The following is a 16556-nucleotide window of genomic DNA, read 5'->3' as shown; positions in this document are numbered from 1 at the left end:
TCACCACCCTCTGCCGCTTGGCTTCGGCATGGGGATCTTTCCTGGCGACCGGCTGGGCTGGCGCTTCTGCTGCTTTAACTGTTTCGCTCATTGTCACACCTCTCGGCTATATCGCCTGTACTATTCGACCTTACTTAGCCTTCACGCTTCATCTGCTCGGCGGAATGGCCGAAAGCGGCCGCACCGGCAACGCCCACCGCCACAGGGGCAAATGTGAGGGGATTCGTGTGAGTCTTTCCACCATGAACTCTCGATTGCGTACCAGTAAACCGTACGTTTTCGCCGTTCTCAGGCAGTTTGATACCCATTTCCTCACGCACCCGCTTGAAGAGCTGAGCCGTTTTCTTCAACTTGATGATATCCGAATCCCGAATCGTCAACATGGCATCTTCGTGGCCCTGCTCCGCACAGATCGCCATCGTCAGGCAGTTCGTTCCCGCACGGATCATTTTCAAGGTCAAGTTGGCATAATGGCAATGCACGCCGATAAAGACACAGGCCTCGATCTTGTTGCCCCAAATCGTGAGGTTCGGATGGTTCGGATTAATGACCTCTTCCGGGTCGATTTTAGGATACTTTGGCCGATAGTCCGGCATGGGGATGATCATGACGTTGGGAATCTGAGCGGCAATCTCCAGTACGGCCTTCGCCTTTTCGATGGCATGCTCGTTCCACGCCCAAAGAACCAGCGGTCCCGGGAAAATCGTAGCATTGGGGCTCGTCAGCATTTTACGGGCCATCTCTTCAATGACCTTGTCTTCATTGGGCTCCAGCAATCCGTAATACAGCCCCTCCCCTGGGTCTGGCAGCGCGACCCCTAACTGAGCCGCCGACGGCGGATGGAATCCTGCCGGACCCGGAACAATGATGCGTTCTCTTGTATCAGGCGTCGTTGCCACTCCCGTACCTCCCTAATTACCTATAACAACCATCGGATTGGACAGGGCCACAACAGTCGACTTCTCTTCATAGCGAATGTTGTCGGTGACAGCGGCCAGCGGCAATTGGTCGATCATGATCATCTTGATCGCATTGTTTTTTGCCATATTGTCACAGACCCACACGCACTGCGCGCAACCCTTGCAGCGGTCCACGGCCACATAGGCAGAGCCGTATTTAAAGCCCTTGTCCTTGCCCATGTCTTCACTGTACTGAATGGTGTTCGCTTCAGGACAATATTGCGTGCAGAGCTTGCAGCTCTTCGCGGCACAAATTTCAACATTGATGTCGGCGACCAGATACATGATGACTCCTTCGTACTACATCCAGATTAGGCGCTGACCGTCGCACTGACTTCCGACCGCTTAACCGTCGACGCAGCCCAACCGTGATCGACTGCATAGTTCCAACCGGCCTGAATCACTGCCACGTTCTTGTCGATCAATTCCTGCTTCTTTTTGAATTTCCGCTCGACCACGCTATCCAAGGCCGCGGTGCCGCCGGAAACGACAAATCCTTTACCGAGGAACCGATCCTTTACCGACTGCTCCAAGGCTTCAACCGAGGTCAACCCCGTGATCGCGCCGATACAACCCATCAACGCCATATTCGTACAGAGGTCCATCCCTGCGACTTCGAGAGATAACTTGGTGGCAGGGAAGTAATAGAGCTTCGCGCGGCGCTCTTCCAACTCACGCTGCTGATCGCGATGAAGGGACATCGGGCCGTCGTTGTTGATCAACGCAATCCCGTCTTCCTTCAATCCGAAGTAAAACGGCATCGTGTACGACTTGCCGTGAGTAATAACCTGGGGATGGAAAATAATGATGATATGCGGGAACGTGATTTCCCCGATCTCATAGATCGGTTCATCCGACACACGGACATAACTCTCGACCGGCGCCATCCGCTTTTCCGAGCCATAAAACGGGACGATCGTGCTTTCGCCGCCGGCATGAATCACGGCGGTACTCAGAATGTGCGACCCTGTCACGACACCTTGACCACCGACTCCCGCCATCCGAATGTTGAAGCGCTTTGCCATGTCCGAGCCTCCCTCCTGATCGCTTAAGCCTTGTTTGGAATTGCGGCAGCAGGAGCAGCCGGCTTCGGAAGATAATCTTTGTAGCCATATCGCTCGGTCAAATACTGCTTGGCCTCTTCGCTCACGTACTCCGTGAACTGATACCGATCGTTCTCAACGGTCTTCGCGTCTTCCATCACTTTGTCGGTCGGAATCGCGTACTCGATGTTACAAGAGGTATAGGCCTGGATGTAGGTCGAGCCCACTTCGCGGGCAATCAACACGGCTTTCTTGATGACGCTCTCTACGCGGCGTGGATTGTTCGGAACCACGGTCGCCACATAGGCGCAGCCAGCAACCTTGGCCATCTGCAACATATCCATTTTCTCAAACTTCTTCCCCAACGGGGCCATCTTCAGCACGGCGCCACGGTTGGTCATACCGCTCTCCTGACCACCGGTGTTGCCATACACTTCGTTGTCCAACATGATCGTGGTGAAGCGTTCCTTGCGGAACCAGGAGTGGAGGACCTGCTGGAAACCGATATCCGCCGTACCGCCGTCTCCTGCAATGACGACCACATCCTTTGGCTTGTCGCCGAACCGAAGCCGGAGGCCACGAGAGAGTCCGCTCGCCACACCGTTCTGGTCGCCGTAGTTACCGTACACAAAGGGGATCGCAGCCTGGGAAATGGCCAACCGACCGCAGCCAGCCGTTCCAACTGTAATGGTGTCTTCTGGGTTGGGAAACGCAATGATGGCCAGCCTGATGAACAGGGTCATCGCGCAGCCGGCGCACATGGGATGCTCTTCGAGAATTTCCTTAAAGCTTCCCATTTGGGAAACGGAAATTTTCTTGCCGAACGGTCCATGCTCAACCATGTCCCGATATTCCTTGGGCATGAACTTTTCAAACCCGCCTGAAAACTTCACATAGTCAAGACTCATTGGAAGACCTCCCTTTATCGTTGCAATGGGAACCCATTGCCGGTCGAGAAAACACAATTATCGGCAACATGCACAGGAACTCGAGGTTGGGAAACTTGACTGCCATGCTCTTCCACGACTACAGCGAGTACGCATGGTAGCAAAGCCCAAAAAAGACTGTCAATGAGAAACGTCGACAACCCCTCGAATCACATGCGCACCATAAAATACTATAACTTCCTGATATTCAACGCAACTTCTCAGAAGGCCCACCTTGCCAGAAAGAAGGCCTAGCACACCACAAGCCGGTAGGCCATTCGCCCTAACAAGTGGCAATTTCATAATGTTTTCTCACATCTCACCGGAGCGGAAGCCCTCCGGATCCCGAGAGAGAGATTGCCGATTCCGTAAAATCTGTCTAGACTAGACTCGTATGTCAACACGCGTAATCATTCCCGGCGAAGACGACGGCGCGCAGCAGACCGGTGGGGTCCATAAACGCCCCCCGATTCCTGACAATTCGCTCAAAGCCGAATGTCCAAAATTCATGAGCCACGGCCCCTGTGGAGGCGTTCGCAAAGGGGGATTCTGTGAGGTCTACCCCGAAATGGCCTGCCCCTGGGTAACCCTCTACATTCAGCTGGAAAAAATTGGCCAAGTAGAATGGATGAAACAAGTCTAACAAGGCGTGACCCGTGAAACGTAAGATAACAAAACGACCATCAAAAACCACAGCACTCGGCTACAACGAGAACCATGCGAAGAGCGGAATTTCCGCGCCACTGCCGGACATTGAAACATTCCCGAGCCAATACAAGGGCTACGAAATCACCATCACCATTCCTGAATATACCGCGATCTGCCCGAAGACCGGCCTTCCTGACTTCGGGACCATCACGCTACACTACATGCCGGGCAAAGAATGCCTGGAACTGAAGTCGTTAAAAATGTACCTCCACGCCTACAGAAATCTCGGGATTTTCTACGAGAACGCGGTCAATCGTATCCTCCACGATATCGTAACCGCCTCCAAGCCAGTCTGGGCCAAGGTCACCGGTGAATTTACAGCGCGCGGTGGACTATCGAGTAAAATTGAAGCAACCTATCCCTAAGAATCCTGCCTTATCCACAACCGCCATCCTCTCAATTAATATAGCGATTACACCAGCTTCGACGCGTCCGTGATCGGTTCAGCCAAGCAACATGCGGCTCAGACTCCGGGATATACGGCTGCTCCTATCGACTGGCGATGGGAGCTCCTCCTATGAGCTCAAACTCTGTCGAGCGATGAGGGTCAAGCCTCTCTGCTTCTCGTCCGATAAATAAGAGAACGAGCCGACTCTCTATTTCTGTCCCCAGCAGAGGACTGCATGAACTCGCAGGAGTTGCTTTCTTCAAAGCGAGAGCCCCCATCCTTCAAACACCGACTTGGGCTGCTTGTCGGTACCGCAATCATCGCCACCGGAGGGTTTACCCTCGCGGTGTACGATACCGTCACGACGGTGCAGATTCACGGACCACTCTACGCCCAAATCGTTCAAAGCAAGGACCTGACGACGGATGCACTCCCTCCTCCGCTCTACATCGTAGACTCCTATCTTGTGACATTGGAACTACTGAGCGCCCCGCCCTCAAAACGAGAAGCACTCGTTGGGCGATTCAAACAGCTCGAGCAAGCATTTATCGTCAAGCAAACTGAATGGCGCGACCGCCTGCCCCCAGGACTGTTACGGGACAACCTCACCGAGTCTGGCCGACGCGCAACAGAGTTCTACGAACAATGGAACCGCGAATTTCTGCCAGCCATTGAACGCGGGGATACCCGCATCATGGCCAATCTCGTGCACGGCCCCCTCACCAGCCGTTTTCAACAGCATCGACAAGAAATTCTCGAACTCATCGAACTCGCTGACAGGGAGCGTCGTCAAGTCGAAGGGGAAGCCAGCTCCGTGCTCAAAAATCGGACGTACCTCCTCGGAGTACTGGGCCTGAGCCTACTCGGCACAATTTTCCTGGTGGGTTGGCTGATCAATCGCCAGATCAGCGCACCACTCATGCGCAGCCTCCAAGACAGCGAAGAGCAAACTCGTTCAATCGTGAATAGTGCATTGGATGCCATCATCGTCATGGACGAACAGGGTCGAATAACCGACTGGAATCCTCAGGCCGAACAGATCCTCGGATGGACCAGACTCGATGTGATCGGGCGGAAGCTCTCGGACACCATCGTCCCCTCGCAATATCGCGAAGCCCACAGCCGGGGATTGCAACATTACCTGGCAACAGGTGAAGGCCCGGCGCTGGGAAAACGATTGGAGCTTATCGCGTTACGCGCCGATGGAACGGAGTTTCCCATCGAACTGACCATTACACCGCTCAAACTGACATCGGGGACGACCTTCAGCGGCTTTATCAGGGATATTTCCGAGAGAAAACAGTGGGAGGAACAGCTGCGCATCGTGGTGGAATCCGCACCAAGTGGAATGGTCATGGTCGACCAGAACGGCATCATGCGCATGGTGAACGCCGAAATGGAAAAGATCTTCGGGTATCCGCGGGCCGAGCTCCTAGGCCAACCGATTGAGCGCCTGATCCCGAAGACCGTCCAACATCAACAGGTCAAAGACCGAATCGCATTTATAGATCAGCCCAGGTCGAGAGCAATGGGCATGGAACCTGACCTGAAGGGACAACGCAAGGATGGCTCAGAATTCCCTACCGAAGTGGGATTGAGGTCAGTGCAGACCGCTGCCGGACTCGTCATTATTGCCACTATTACGGATATTACGGAACGAAAACATGTGGAGACCGAGCTACGCCAGGCAAAGGAAAGCGCCGAATCGGCCAGCGTGGCCAAGTCGCAGTTCCTCGCCAACATGAGCCACGAAATCAGGACGCCCATGAACGGGGTCCTCGGCATGGCGGAACTGTTGCTCAATACCCCCCTGACCGACAAACAGCGGCACCTGGCCGAGAGCGTCCATCGCTCCGGCACCGCCCTCCTGGGCGTCATCAACGAGATTTTGGATTTCTCGAAAATCGAAGCCGGCAAGCTGGAGCTGGAGCGCCTCGAGTTCGGGCTCCGAGAAACAGTGGAAGAGGCCATCGATCTGTTTGCTGAATCGGCCGGGCGGAAAGGGGTGACCTTGACCTGCTTTCTCCCCGAAGAGATCCCGGCCCGTGCCATCGGCGATCCGGGACGCCTCCGGCAGGTGCTCCTGAACCTGGTGGGCAACGCCATGAAGTTCACCCCACACGGCACCGTGACGGTCTGGTTCCACCTCCTGGCGCAGGACGCCCAGACGCTGACGTTGAAATGCGCCGTCACCGATACCGGCATCGGCATCCCCCCCTCGGCGCAGGCGGGTCTTTTCACCGCATTTTCCCAAGCCGACGGGTCTACCACCAGACAGTTCGGCGGCACGGGACTCGGGTTGGCCATCGTGAAACAACTCGTGCAGCTCATGGGCGGCGAGGTGGGCCTCACCAGTGCGCCGGGCCAGGGCTCGACGTTTTGGTTCACGGCGCGCCTGGGCTGTGCCGCACCACAGGACCAGGCCCAGGTGGAGCATCCTCAATTCCTAACCGGCCTCCGGGTGCTCATCGTGGATGACCATCCGACGAATCTCTTTGTGCTGAACGCACCGCTCACCGCCTGGGGGGCCGAGGTGGTCCCTGCAGACAGTGGCGCCGCCGCCCTGGACGTCTTACGTCAGTACGCGAACCATCGGACGCCGTTCGACCTGGCCCTGCTCGACATCTGCATGCCCGGCATGGATGGCCTGATGCTCGCCCGCGCGATTAAGGCCGATCCCGCGCTCCGCACCGTCGGCCTCCTGGCCCTCAACTCCGGCGAGCACCAGGCCCCCGGCTGGCAGACTGAGCCGCTGGGCTTTCTCGCATGGCTGCAGAAACCGGTGCGCCAATCGACGTTGCGGGATTGCTTGCGCCGGCATCTCCAGGGTGCGACCGCTGCCCCGTTCACGGCCGTGCCCACCGCCCGCACGCCACGGGAAACCGGCCGCCGCATACTCCTGGTCGAAGACAATCCCGTCAACCGCGAGGTCGCGACCGGGATGCTGGACCTCCTCGGCTACCGGGTCGACAGCGCCAAAGACGGCCGTCAGGCCCTTGAACGCTCCGAGACTGTCTCCTACGACCTCATTCTCATGGACTGCCAGATGCCCGTCATGGATGGCTTCACGGCCACAGCCGGCATTCGTGAGCGGGAACGGCAGACGCAGGCAACCCACATCCCCATCATTGCCCTCACGGCCAACGCCATGGAAGGAGACCGGGAACGCTGCCTGACGATCGGCATGGACGACTATCTCAGTAAACCCTTCACCCAACATCAACTGAAGGACCTCTTGGATCGGTGGATCAACCAGCCCAACGGGTCGGAGCCATCAGGAATGCCCCTCGTGGCTTCAACCACGGCCTCGCCCAATCCTTCAACGCCGTTCGTTCAGCCGGAGCAAGTCGAGTCAGCAGGCCTGGTCGATCGCTCAGCCTGGGAACCCATCCGCAGGCTGAAACGACCGGGACATCCTGACCCGCTCGGAAAGCTGCTGTCCACCTACATGGAAGATTCACGGACTCTCGTCGAGCACTTACGCCAGGCCATCGACTGCAACGATTCGGCCAGGCTCCATGCCCTGGCGCACCGCCTCAAATCCAGCAGCGCCACGCTAGGCGCCTTGTCCATGGCGGCCCATTGCAAGGAACTGGAAGCTTTGGGCCGCGATCATCGAACCGAGGAGGCACCAGAGCACCTTCGTCAATTGGAACGGGATTTCACGGCCGTCTGCTCCGTCTTTCAAGCCGCACTCAACAAGGAAACACCCCGTGACGCCTGATCAACAGAGCGCCCCCCTCGCCTTGATCGTGGACGATGATGCAGTGACGCGGCTGCTGGCACGCGCCGCGCTGGAAAGCATAGGGTGGAGCGTCGAAGAGGCCGAGAATGGGCTGGACGCCGTGGCGGCCGTTGGGCGGCTCCATCCCGATATTGTATTGCTCGATGTCATGATGCCGGAAATGAACGGATACGCGGCCTGTACGGCGATCCGAAAGCTTCCAGGAGGAGAGCACACTCCCGTGCTCATCATGACCGGTCTAGACGATTACCATTCCATCACACAGGCCTACGATGCCGGGGCGACCGACTTCATCACCAAACCGCTGAACGGACTCCTGTTAGCACATCGCGCCCGATACATCGTACGATCGAGCCGCGTCCTGCAGGAGTTGCGGACCAGCCAAGCGAGCCTGGCCCGGGCTCGCGATGCGGCTCTCGAAGGCACACGGCTCAAATCGGAATTTCTTGCCACGGTCAGCCACGAGATCAGGACACCCATGAACGGGGTCCTCGGCATGGCAGACTGGCTTCTGGACACCCAACTGACGCCTGAACAACGTGACTGTGCGGGCACCATTCGCACCTCGGGTGAATCATTACTCTTGCTCATTGATGACCTTCTCGATTTCTCGAAGCTCGACTCCGGCAAGCTGCAATTGGAGGAAATCGATTTCGACATGAGCCATTTGCTCGAAGACGTCGTCGGTCTGTTCAGGAAGCGAGCGGCGTGCAACGGGGTGAAACTGGCCTGTCTCATCCAGGCGCAGATACCGACCGGACTGCGCGGAGATTCCGGTCGATTACGCCAAGTTCTGCGCAATTTGCTAGATAATGCCGTCAAGTTTACCGAGCGCGGTGAGATCACGGTCCGTGCGGACGTGGATGAGCAACCGGATGGGCAGGACCCGATCGATGCCGCCAGGCCTTCTGCATCAGGGCCGATCATTGGAAAGAGTAGTCACATCGTCAGAATACGGTTCTCCGTCGCCGATACGGGAATCGGCATCACGCCGGAGGCATGGACGAGTATTTTTGAACCCTTCACCCAAGCCGACGGATCGACCACAAAAAAATACGGCGGCGCGGGATTGGGGCTGGCGATCTGTCAGCAGCTCGTCGTCCTCATGGGTGGAGCCATCAGCATGGACAGCGAACCAGGCCGTGGCAGCACCTTTCAATTTACCGTCCCCCTGGAATACACGACGGAATAGATCGTTCTCTCGCCCACATCTGACATGGCAGACCCATCACACTGACTATACTGCTGCGTCAACGCACGACCCTCTTCATCTTGTTTTCCCACGGCATGCAGGGTAGGCTCAGCCGGTCACGGGAGCCCTCCATTCATGGCTATTTACGCAATCGGCGACATTCAAGGTTGCCTCGACCCATTCAGACGGCTCCTCGACCGGATTGCGTTCGACCCTCGGACGGATCGATTGTGGCTGGCCGGAGACCTCGTCAATCGAGGCCCTGAATCGCTCGCCCTCCTCCGATTCGTGCATGGGCTCGGCGAGACCGCCCAGATCGTGCTGGGCAATCACGATCTCTTCTTGCTCGCAGTCGCCGAAGGCATTGCCACGTTACGACACAAGGATACGATTCACGACATCTTGCAGGCGAAAGACCGTGATGAACTAATCGCCTGGCTCCGCCGCCAACCGCTCCATCATCGAGAGGAATCGTTCCTGATGGTGCATGCGGGGCTCCTCCCGCAATGGACCATCGATGAGGCCGTCGGCTTGGCGCGTGAGGTTGAGTCCGTGCTGGCAGGCCCGAACTATCGTCTGTTCCTCCAGAGCCTGTTTCATGGACCGGCGCCACAATGGGATCCATCGCTGACAGGCCTGGAGAGGCTGGTGAGTATCGCGCGAGTCTTCACGAGACTCCGCACCTGCACTCCCACCGGTGAGATGTCTGGGTTCTCCGGTCCACCTGAACAGACACCCACAGGCTATTTCCCTTGGTTCAGAATTCCAAATCGGAAACAGACCGAGACCACGGTGATCTGCGGACATTGGGCGGCGTTGGGATTGCACATCGAGTCCAACCTATTGGCCATCGACAGTGGCTGCGTATGGGGGAAAGAACTGACGGCGGTGCGGCTGCACGATCGCCACATCTTCCAGGTCACGGGCATCCAACGAGCGGAATCGTGATTGAGCCTCAGCCTCCTGATCCGACTTGGCTCCGTTACTCAACGAAGCCGTTTCCATCCTATCGATTCCTTCCGGGAAAAAATCCGCACCCGCGGCGCAATCCTCTCGGCCATTCCTACTGTCAGCCTGATCCGAAGCTCCTCGCCTTTCCACGAGAACATTGGCAGCAGTCAGAGGATTACCTCCAGGGCATCGACCTCTATAACTACGCCTACTGGTGGGAATGCCACGAAGTGTTTGAAGCGCTGTGGCATGCCGCGGGCCACGGCACCGAGCAAGGAAATTTCTTCCAAGCCCTCATCCACCTCGCCGCTGCGAACCTCAAACGATTCCTCGGCCATGAACAAGCTGCACGAAATCTTACGCGGAGCGGGCTCGTCCGATTGCAACACCTGCCTCAGCACTATATGGGAATCGATGTCATCGCATTAGCTGAACAGTACGGGACTCTTTCAGCACCCTTCGTGAGTGCGACGCCCTATCAAATCCGCCTTTCGCCGTGACGCATGCAGTGCGGAAAATGCGGAAGTCGCTTGTGGATTCTCAACCGGTCTGGCAGCACACTTGAGGATGTATTGTGAATTGTTTCGACCGAGAACGACGTTGTGGGCGCTTCAGCAACCTGCTAGTGGTAACCGATTCTGCATCAGTGAAATACGTGCCTGGCTCGACTTCTTTTGTATAACGCCTTACCGTTTAGAGCTCGACTGGAAGATCGCCAGGTATTTCACGTGAGCTATTTGGGAAGCCCTCTCTAGGCACGCGGCGATCAGACACCTATCGCCAGACGGACAAGCGGTACTTTCTCACCGATCCCAAATGATAGTGGTTCCTTCACCGACTCAGGATTGACATAGGTCCCGAACAGGCGATCCCAGATGCTGAAGGTGACACCAAAGTTGGCGTTGGACAGGGTAAGGTTGTCACTATGATGCACATGATGGAACCTCGGCGTGACAAATACCCACTCCAACCAATTCGATCGCCAGGACACGTTCATATGCATCCAATCATTCAACAGAATGTGAGAGGTTGTCACGGCCAGGAAGATCCACCAAGGGGCCATGCCTAGCACTGAATAGGCAAAGATCCAGGGTAGACCTTGGAGCACAAGCTGAAGGAGCGATGCTCGGTAGCCGGCTAGCCAATACATGGAGGTCGGAGAATGGTGCCATTTGTGGATAGGCCAAATCGGGCCAAGATGCCAGAACCGATGCATCCAATAGGCACCGAAGTCACCGACAACGTAATACAAGAGAACGACCACCATCGTCGGTAGGGTGAGGATCAGCTCCGGGATCGTGGGTCTGACCGCAATAAAACTTCTCAAATAGCTTGCGGCTGGAGTCATGAGGTACACAAGCACTGCGGACCCAATGATGTCCAGGAAGAGTATCGAACGAGTGGGAACGTTTCGTGCTGGAACAACGCTCTCGAGCAAGGTCACACCGAAAAGCCTCACGACAAACAGCAGCGGGAAAAACAAGTTAGTCTCGAGCAGGAACTGTCGAAACTCCAGACTGAGGAGCCATTCAATCCATTCCATGCAGCGCCTCTCCGTGTCGCTGTACTGTACCCAAGCGGCAGAGAATTGTCTTGCGGTTGATGCGGTATTGAACGGTGAGACAATAAGGACGATCACGCCGGAATCGGAGAGGCTCAATGGCTAGTGGTAACTTTCCTTCTCGCTTGGGAACTTCCCTCCCTCCACCTCTTCCTTGTAACGGCGAAGTGCTTGAAGTGCATCGGTCTTGAGATGGGCATAGGGTTTGACGAACTTCGGCACGAAGTCGTCGAACAGTCCAAGGAGATCGTAGAGCACCAGGACTTGACCGTCGCAGTGCGGGCCGGCCCCGATCCCAATCGTCGGAATGGTCAATTGCTCGGTCAATGTCCTGGCCAACTCGGCGGGAATCGCTTCAAGTACGATCGCAAAGGCGCCGGCTGCTTCAAGCGCCTGGGCATCGCGCAATAAGAGACGCGCCTGGTCCGACTCTTTTCCCTGCACTTTGTACCCGCCATACTGATGAACCGATTGGGGCGTCATGCCGAGATGGCCCATGACCGGGATGCCGATACTGGCGATCGCGGCCACGCGATCGACGACCGCGGCGCCACCCTCCAGCTTGACGGCCTGAGCCCCAACCTGCAGGAACCGTCCCGCATTGCGCAGCGCGTCTTCCTGACTGGCTTGATAGGACATGAAGGGCATATCGCCGATGACCAGCGCCCGCTGGGCCGCCCCGGCGACGAGCTTCGTATGGTAGAGTATCTCCTCCATCGTCACTGAGAGCGTATTGGCCTGCCCCTGCACGACTACACCCAATGAATCTCCGACCAGGATCACGTCAATACCGGCCTGCTCGACAATGCGGGTGAACAGCGCGTCGTAGGCCGTCACGACGGCGAGCTTTTTCTTGTCGCGCTTCTGCCGTTGAAACTCGGGGATCGTCATCAACCCACTTCTGCTCTGGTGATGATATCGGACAACCGGTGTGTGGCTTTGATCGCCATAATATGCACCCCGTCGCAGTAGGGCCGCACCGCCTTGATCGTCCGCACTGCGATGTCCACGCCGACATCCTCCGCCCGCTCGGGACCGGCGGCCCTGAGTTCGTCGATCATCTCCTGCGGGACCGACACGCCGGGAATATTCGCGTTCATGAACTCCGCCATCTTGGCGTTCCGAAGCACGAGAATACCAGCCAGCACCTTGGCCTTAAACGGACGCACCGCCTTCATGAAGGACGCAAACTGCTCAGGATGGTAGATTGCCTGCGTCTGAAAGAACTGCGCGCCGGCCTTTACTTTCAGTTCGAACTTGGCGAGCATGGGGCCCAGCGGATCTGCTTCCGGCGTGACAGCCGCACCGATTGAAAAGGCCGTGGAGCCATCCAGCTTATTGCCGGCCATATCCCGCCCATTGTTCAGCCCCTGCACCAGCTGCATGACCTGAACCGAGTCGAGATCGTACACGGGCTTCGCGTCCTTGTGGTCTCCGACGGTCGGGTAGTCCCCGGTGAGACAGAGAATATTACGGATGCCGAGCATGGACGCGCCCATGAGATCCGACTGCATGGCAATCCGATTCCGATCCCGGCAGGTCATCTGCATGACCGGATCGTGGCCAAGTTCGTAGAGGAGGCGACAAACGGAAAGAGACCCGGCCCGCACGACGGCGGCCGTGTTGTCCGTCACGTTCACCCCATGCACACGCCCGACCAGAGCCTTGGCGTTCTCTAGCACCGAGGAGATGTTCGTACCTTTGGGGGGATTGTACTCAATCGTAACAGCGAACTGCCCCCCATCGAGCACATCCTTCAACCGGCGCGGCTCTCGACTCATACGTTCTTCCCTCACCCTATTCCGCTATGAGGCGGCTGAGTTGCTCCGTCGTACGCATGTCCAACGAGGGCTTTCTGAAGCCGCGCGTTGCGCGAGCACAGGAGCACCCAGCCACCTCACATCATTCCCGCCATACGTTTGGCCGACTCCACCGTATTCTCCAGCAACATCGCAATCGTCATCGGCCCGACGCCACCGGGCACAGGACTAATCCAGCCGGCCTTCTGACTGACCGATTCAAAGTCGACATCGCCGCAGAGCTTCCCGTCTGTCCACCGATTGGTGCCCACGTCGATTACGACCGCTCCTTCTCGCACCATGTCGGCCGTCACAAACTTGGCCTTCCCGATCGCCACGAGCAACAACTCCGCCTCACGACAGACCGCGGCCAGATCCTTCGTCTTGGAATGACAAATCGTCACGGTAGCATTGCGCTGCAAGAGCATAAGGGCCAACGGCTTGCCGACAATATTGCTGCGGCCCAACACCACCGCACGTTTCCCCTCAATACCCACACCGATAGACTCGATCATCTTGATGACACCCTTGGGCGTGCAGGCCTCAAACACCGGACTTCCTTCAACCAGCCTGCCGAAATTGTAGGGATGGAACCCGTCGGCATCTTTATTCGGCGATACGGCCTCGAGGACCACCCGGCTCTCGATATGTTTCGGTAACGGGAGCTGCACCAGAATGCCGTGGATCTTTGGATCGGCATTTGCCTTTTCGATCAACGCCAGCAACTCGGCCTGCGTCGTGCTGGCAGGCAACTTGTGGTCGTCAATATAGATGCCTGCCTCTTCGCAGGCCTTCTGTTTGCTCTTCACATACTGATGTGACGCGGGATCGTCACCTACCAAAATCGTGGCCAACCCTGGCCTCATCCCGATCTTCGCGAGGACCGCCGCCGATTCCGTTGCCAACCTCGCCCGTACTTGCAATGCCAATGCTTTGCCGTCGATCAATCGTGCTGCCACGGATGCCTCCTCGTTGAGAAACTGTCAAGAAAATCAAGGCACCATAGCAGGGCATTTTTGATCAAGTCAACGACGTGCTTCGCTTGGCACGAGGCCCTAGCCATAAACGTAAAGACGTGAGATCTCTTGCGCCTTTCGCCCTCATTTCTTGACAGACCCTGAGCCTGGCGGCTACGATACGAAAGTCACCCTCGGCCAATCGACATCTACCCTGTGAAGAGAACCTCCTCCCTCATGTCCCTTCTCACACGCGCCACCTACCATCCGATCTCCTGGTGTATCTGGCTTCTATTCGTCGTAGTCGTCAGCCCCCTTAACGCCCAGATCACCGTCACGGAACTGCAATCGCCCTACAGCTTCGTCAACGACCCCCTCGGGAAGGGCTATTTCATTTCCAGCGTGAACGGGGAGCCTGAAGCTGCTGATAACAACGGATTCATCACCAAACTCGATCCCAACGGCAAACTTCTCAATCTGAAATTTATTCAAGGCGGAAAGGGAGAGGTCACCCTCCATGCCCCCAAAGGCATGGCCCTGGTGGAACATGTGCTCTACGTGGCCGATCTCGATACCCTGCGGGGCTTTGATACGACCACCGGGAAGCCCGTCCTGGCACTCATCGTCCGAGGGCCTGCCGCCTCGTCCACGCTGCCACAAGCCTCCTTGAGCGACGTGACCTTCGACGGCAAGGGCCACCTCTATTGCTCCGACCAGAAAGCCAACAGAATCTACCGCGTCGACCTCGCGTCCCAGACGATCTCCGTATTGGTCACAGACCCAGCCCTGGCCGGTCCCTCAGGCTTAGCCATCCATCCAAAATCCGGCCAAATCATCGCCGTGAGTTGGGATAAGGGGAAAATTTCCGAGGTCTCTCCCGATGGCGTCGTGACGGAACTCTTCTCCAACGGATTCTTTTCCAGCCGGTTCCAGAATCTCCGTGGCGTGGATTTCGACCGGTGGGGCAACATGTATGTCTCTGATTTCACCACGGGGAAAGTCTGGCGCATGAGCTGGGACAAGCGGTTTCAAGTCATCGCCGAATTCTTACCCTCACCGGGAGATCTGAGTATCGACCGCGCCAATAACCTCATCCTTGTGCCGTACCAATATGCAGACGCCGCCGAAATGAACGGGCTCGAAACCCCCAGCGATGGAAAACCCAAACAGGAAAAACGGACGTTGGCGGACTATGGGTTTATCCCTCCGCCGCCGAAGCCGGCACCGGAAGGACCCGTAAGAAAATGAGTCAATGCGTCTATTGCTCGCAACGAAAAGGCAAGCGACCCTGTCCCGCCCTCGGCGGTCAAATCTGCAGCCAATGTTGCGGTGAACACCGAATCGTACGGGTCGCATGCCCCGCCGACTGCGCCTACCTCGAAACCGGGAGCGACTATCAGCACAAGCGGCTGGCCGTCCAATTCATGCCGGTCCGGCGAGACTTCTATCGCGAGCTGGGGGAACTAGGCGGCGAGAAGGCCGTAGCCCTCTTCAATCTCGTCGAAGTGGTAATCTTTGGGTACTTTCAGGGACGCCGAGATGGGCAAGATGCGGAGATCGTGGCGGCGCTACAGGGCTTGCGACGAACGCTCAGCCCCCTCCATGTGCCTGCCGCACCGTCGCCCGTATTCACGGAGCATCTGAAGAAGGAGTACGACGCGTTCAAGAAGCAGAACCCTCAGCAGATTGCCGACATGTCAGACGCACCGGAAATACTCGACCGTGCGATCGCCTTCGTGTCGCAGTTTTCGGGGACGGACTTCCAATCGCAACGGTTCCTCGGCGGGCTCATCGGTTATGTGCGGGCCTACCATCCTGATATTGCGCAACACCTGACGAAGCAGCGTGAGCCTGGCCACATCATCTTGCCAGGACAGCAGTTTATGCCGCCCCCGGCCCCTGAGCAACATACCCACGACCCAGGCTGCCAACACCACCACTAACTCATCACCACTCGCAAAGACGGCAGGCGACGTACCATGAGCCAAGAGAAAGAACAAAAAATCAGGAAAACACGCAGGGTGGAGCTGCGTTGCACGATCGGATTTTCTTCAGGGGAGCTCGAAGGGGACGCCACGGTCACGAACATCTCGACGACCGGCTGCCGAGCCGAGTCTGACATCAATATGGCCGAAGGGCTCGACGTCCACGTCCTCCTTCACCTTCCAGACCAATCCCCGCCGGTAAAGATCGAGCGGGCCTCAGTACGTTGGGTCTCAGACAACGCGTTCGGCCTCAATTTCATCCTCTTCTTCCCGTCCGAACAAGCCCGCCTTCGCGCACTCCTCGAGGACATCCCATAGCCACCTCTTCGCCCCACAGACAGAA

Annotated in this window: 17 protein-coding genes; 9 read left to right on the top strand and 8 right to left on the bottom strand. The window is 57.2% G+C overall.

Annotated features, from left to right (window positions below):
• Positions 1 to 134: 134 nt before the first annotated feature.
• The 4 genes from Q8N00_10435 to Q8N00_10420 are packed head-to-tail and all read right to left on the bottom strand — an operon-like array spanning position 135 to position 2910.
• Positions 135 to 899 (bottom strand): carbon monoxide dehydrogenase beta subunit family protein, encoded by a 765-nt coding sequence (locus Q8N00_10435; GenBank protein ID MDP2383210.1) that lies wholly within the window; start codon positions 897 to 899, stop codon positions 135 to 137.
• 12 nt (positions 900 to 911) lie between these two features.
• Positions 912 to 1244 carry a hypothetical protein gene (locus Q8N00_10430; protein MDP2383209.1) on the bottom strand — a complete coding sequence of 111 codons (333 nt, stop codon included), beginning with the start codon at positions 1242 to 1244 and terminating at the stop codon, positions 912 to 914.
• Positions 1245 to 1270: 26 nt separating this feature from the next.
• Positions 1271 to 1984, bottom strand: coding sequence for a 2-oxoacid:acceptor oxidoreductase family protein (locus Q8N00_10425; GenBank protein MDP2383208.1), 714 nt, complete (start codon positions 1982 to 1984; stop codon positions 1271 to 1273).
• Between the two features lie 23 nt (positions 1985 to 2007).
• Positions 2008 to 2910 (bottom strand): thiamine pyrophosphate-dependent enzyme, encoded by a 903-nt coding sequence (locus tag Q8N00_10420; GenBank protein ID MDP2383207.1) that lies wholly within the window; start codon positions 2908 to 2910, stop codon positions 2008 to 2010.
• A gap of 412 nt (positions 2911 to 3322) precedes the next feature.
• Here Q8N00_10420 and Q8N00_10415 point away from each other — a divergent pair, with 412 nt between their 5' ends.
• The 6 genes from Q8N00_10415 to Q8N00_10390 all read left to right on the top strand — a co-directional run bounded on the left by Q8N00_10415 (position 3323) and on the right by Q8N00_10390 (position 10412).
• Positions 3323 to 3571 (top strand): methylenetetrahydrofolate reductase C-terminal domain-containing protein, encoded by a 249-nt coding sequence (locus tag Q8N00_10415; GenBank protein MDP2383206.1) that lies wholly within the window; start codon positions 3323 to 3325, stop codon positions 3569 to 3571.
• A 13-nt stretch (positions 3572 to 3584) separates the two neighbouring features.
• The gene (queF, locus tag Q8N00_10410) at positions 3585 to 4001 is read left to right on the top strand and encodes a preQ(1) synthase (protein ID MDP2383205.1); all 417 of its coding nucleotides are present in this window, start codon (positions 3585 to 3587) and stop codon (positions 3999 to 4001) included.
• A gap of 258 nt (positions 4002 to 4259) precedes the next feature.
• Entirely contained in the window at positions 4260 to 7748 is a 3489-nt protein-coding gene (locus Q8N00_10405; GenBank protein MDP2383204.1) for a PAS domain S-box protein, read from the top strand.
• A complete protein-coding gene (locus tag Q8N00_10400) occupies positions 7738 to 8961 on the top strand; it encodes an ATP-binding protein (GenBank protein MDP2383203.1) in 1224 nt (407 codons plus the stop codon). Before Q8N00_10405 ends, Q8N00_10400 begins: the two co-directional genes overlap by 11 nt.
• A 135-nt stretch (positions 8962 to 9096) precedes the next feature.
• Positions 9097 to 9909, top strand: a complete 813-nt coding sequence (locus Q8N00_10395; protein MDP2383202.1) for a symmetrical bis(5'-nucleosyl)-tetraphosphatase — start codon at positions 9097 to 9099, stop codon at positions 9907 to 9909.
• Entirely contained in the window at positions 9906 to 10412 is a 507-nt protein-coding gene (locus Q8N00_10390) for a DUF309 domain-containing protein (protein ID MDP2383201.1), read from the top strand. The genes Q8N00_10395 and Q8N00_10390 overlap by 4 nt, the downstream gene beginning before the upstream one ends.
• Before the next feature lie 266 nt (positions 10413 to 10678).
• Here Q8N00_10390 and Q8N00_10385 read toward each other — a convergent pair whose 3' ends face one another.
• From Q8N00_10385 to folD, 4 genes are all read right to left on the bottom strand, one after another.
• Positions 10679 to 11455 carry a sterol desaturase family protein gene (locus Q8N00_10385; protein ID MDP2383200.1) on the bottom strand — a complete coding sequence of 259 codons (777 nt, stop codon included), beginning with the start codon at positions 11453 to 11455 and terminating at the stop codon, positions 10679 to 10681.
• Between the two features lie 120 nt (positions 11456 to 11575).
• The gene (gene panB, locus Q8N00_10380; GenBank protein ID MDP2383199.1) at positions 11576 to 12364 is read right to left on the bottom strand and encodes a 3-methyl-2-oxobutanoate hydroxymethyltransferase; all 789 of its coding nucleotides are present in this window, start codon (positions 12362 to 12364) and stop codon (positions 11576 to 11578) included.
• Positions 12364 to 13254 carry a methylenetetrahydrofolate reductase gene (locus Q8N00_10375; protein ID MDP2383198.1) on the bottom strand — a complete coding sequence of 297 codons (891 nt, stop codon included), beginning with the start codon at positions 13252 to 13254 and terminating at the stop codon, positions 12364 to 12366. Before Q8N00_10375 ends, panB begins: the two co-directional genes overlap by 1 nt.
• A gap of 116 nt (positions 13255 to 13370) precedes the next feature.
• Entirely contained in the window at positions 13371 to 14231 is an 861-nt protein-coding gene (gene folD / locus Q8N00_10370) for a bifunctional methylenetetrahydrofolate dehydrogenase/methenyltetrahydrofolate cyclohydrolase FolD (GenBank protein ID MDP2383197.1), read from the bottom strand.
• Positions 14232 to 14465: 234 nt separating this feature from the next.
• Here folD and Q8N00_10365 point away from each other — a divergent pair, with 234 nt between their 5' ends.
• Genes Q8N00_10365 through Q8N00_10355 form a run of 3 tightly spaced genes read left to right on the top strand, consistent with a single transcriptional unit; the run spans position 14466 to position 16531 of the window.
• Positions 14466 to 15476: a hypothetical protein gene (locus tag Q8N00_10365; protein ID MDP2383196.1), complete on the top strand. Its 1011-nt coding sequence runs from the start codon at positions 14466 to 14468 to the stop codon at positions 15474 to 15476.
• Complete coding sequence (locus tag Q8N00_10360) at positions 15473 to 16171, top strand: hypothetical protein (protein ID MDP2383195.1); 699 nt, start codon at positions 15473 to 15475, stop codon at positions 16169 to 16171. Before Q8N00_10365 ends, Q8N00_10360 begins: the two co-directional genes overlap by 4 nt.
• Before the next feature lie 36 nt (positions 16172 to 16207).
• Positions 16208 to 16531: a PilZ domain-containing protein gene (locus Q8N00_10355; protein MDP2383194.1), complete on the top strand. Its 324-nt coding sequence runs from the start codon at positions 16208 to 16210 to the stop codon at positions 16529 to 16531.
• Positions 16532 to 16556 lie beyond the last annotated feature (25 nt).

This window comes from Nitrospirota bacterium (assembly GCA_030684575.1).
Classification (GTDB): domain Bacteria; phylum Nitrospirota; class Nitrospiria; order Nitrospirales; family Nitrospiraceae; genus Palsa-1315.
Note: the sequence above shows the minus strand (reverse complement) of the source record. Positions and strands in the feature narration are given on the sequence as shown.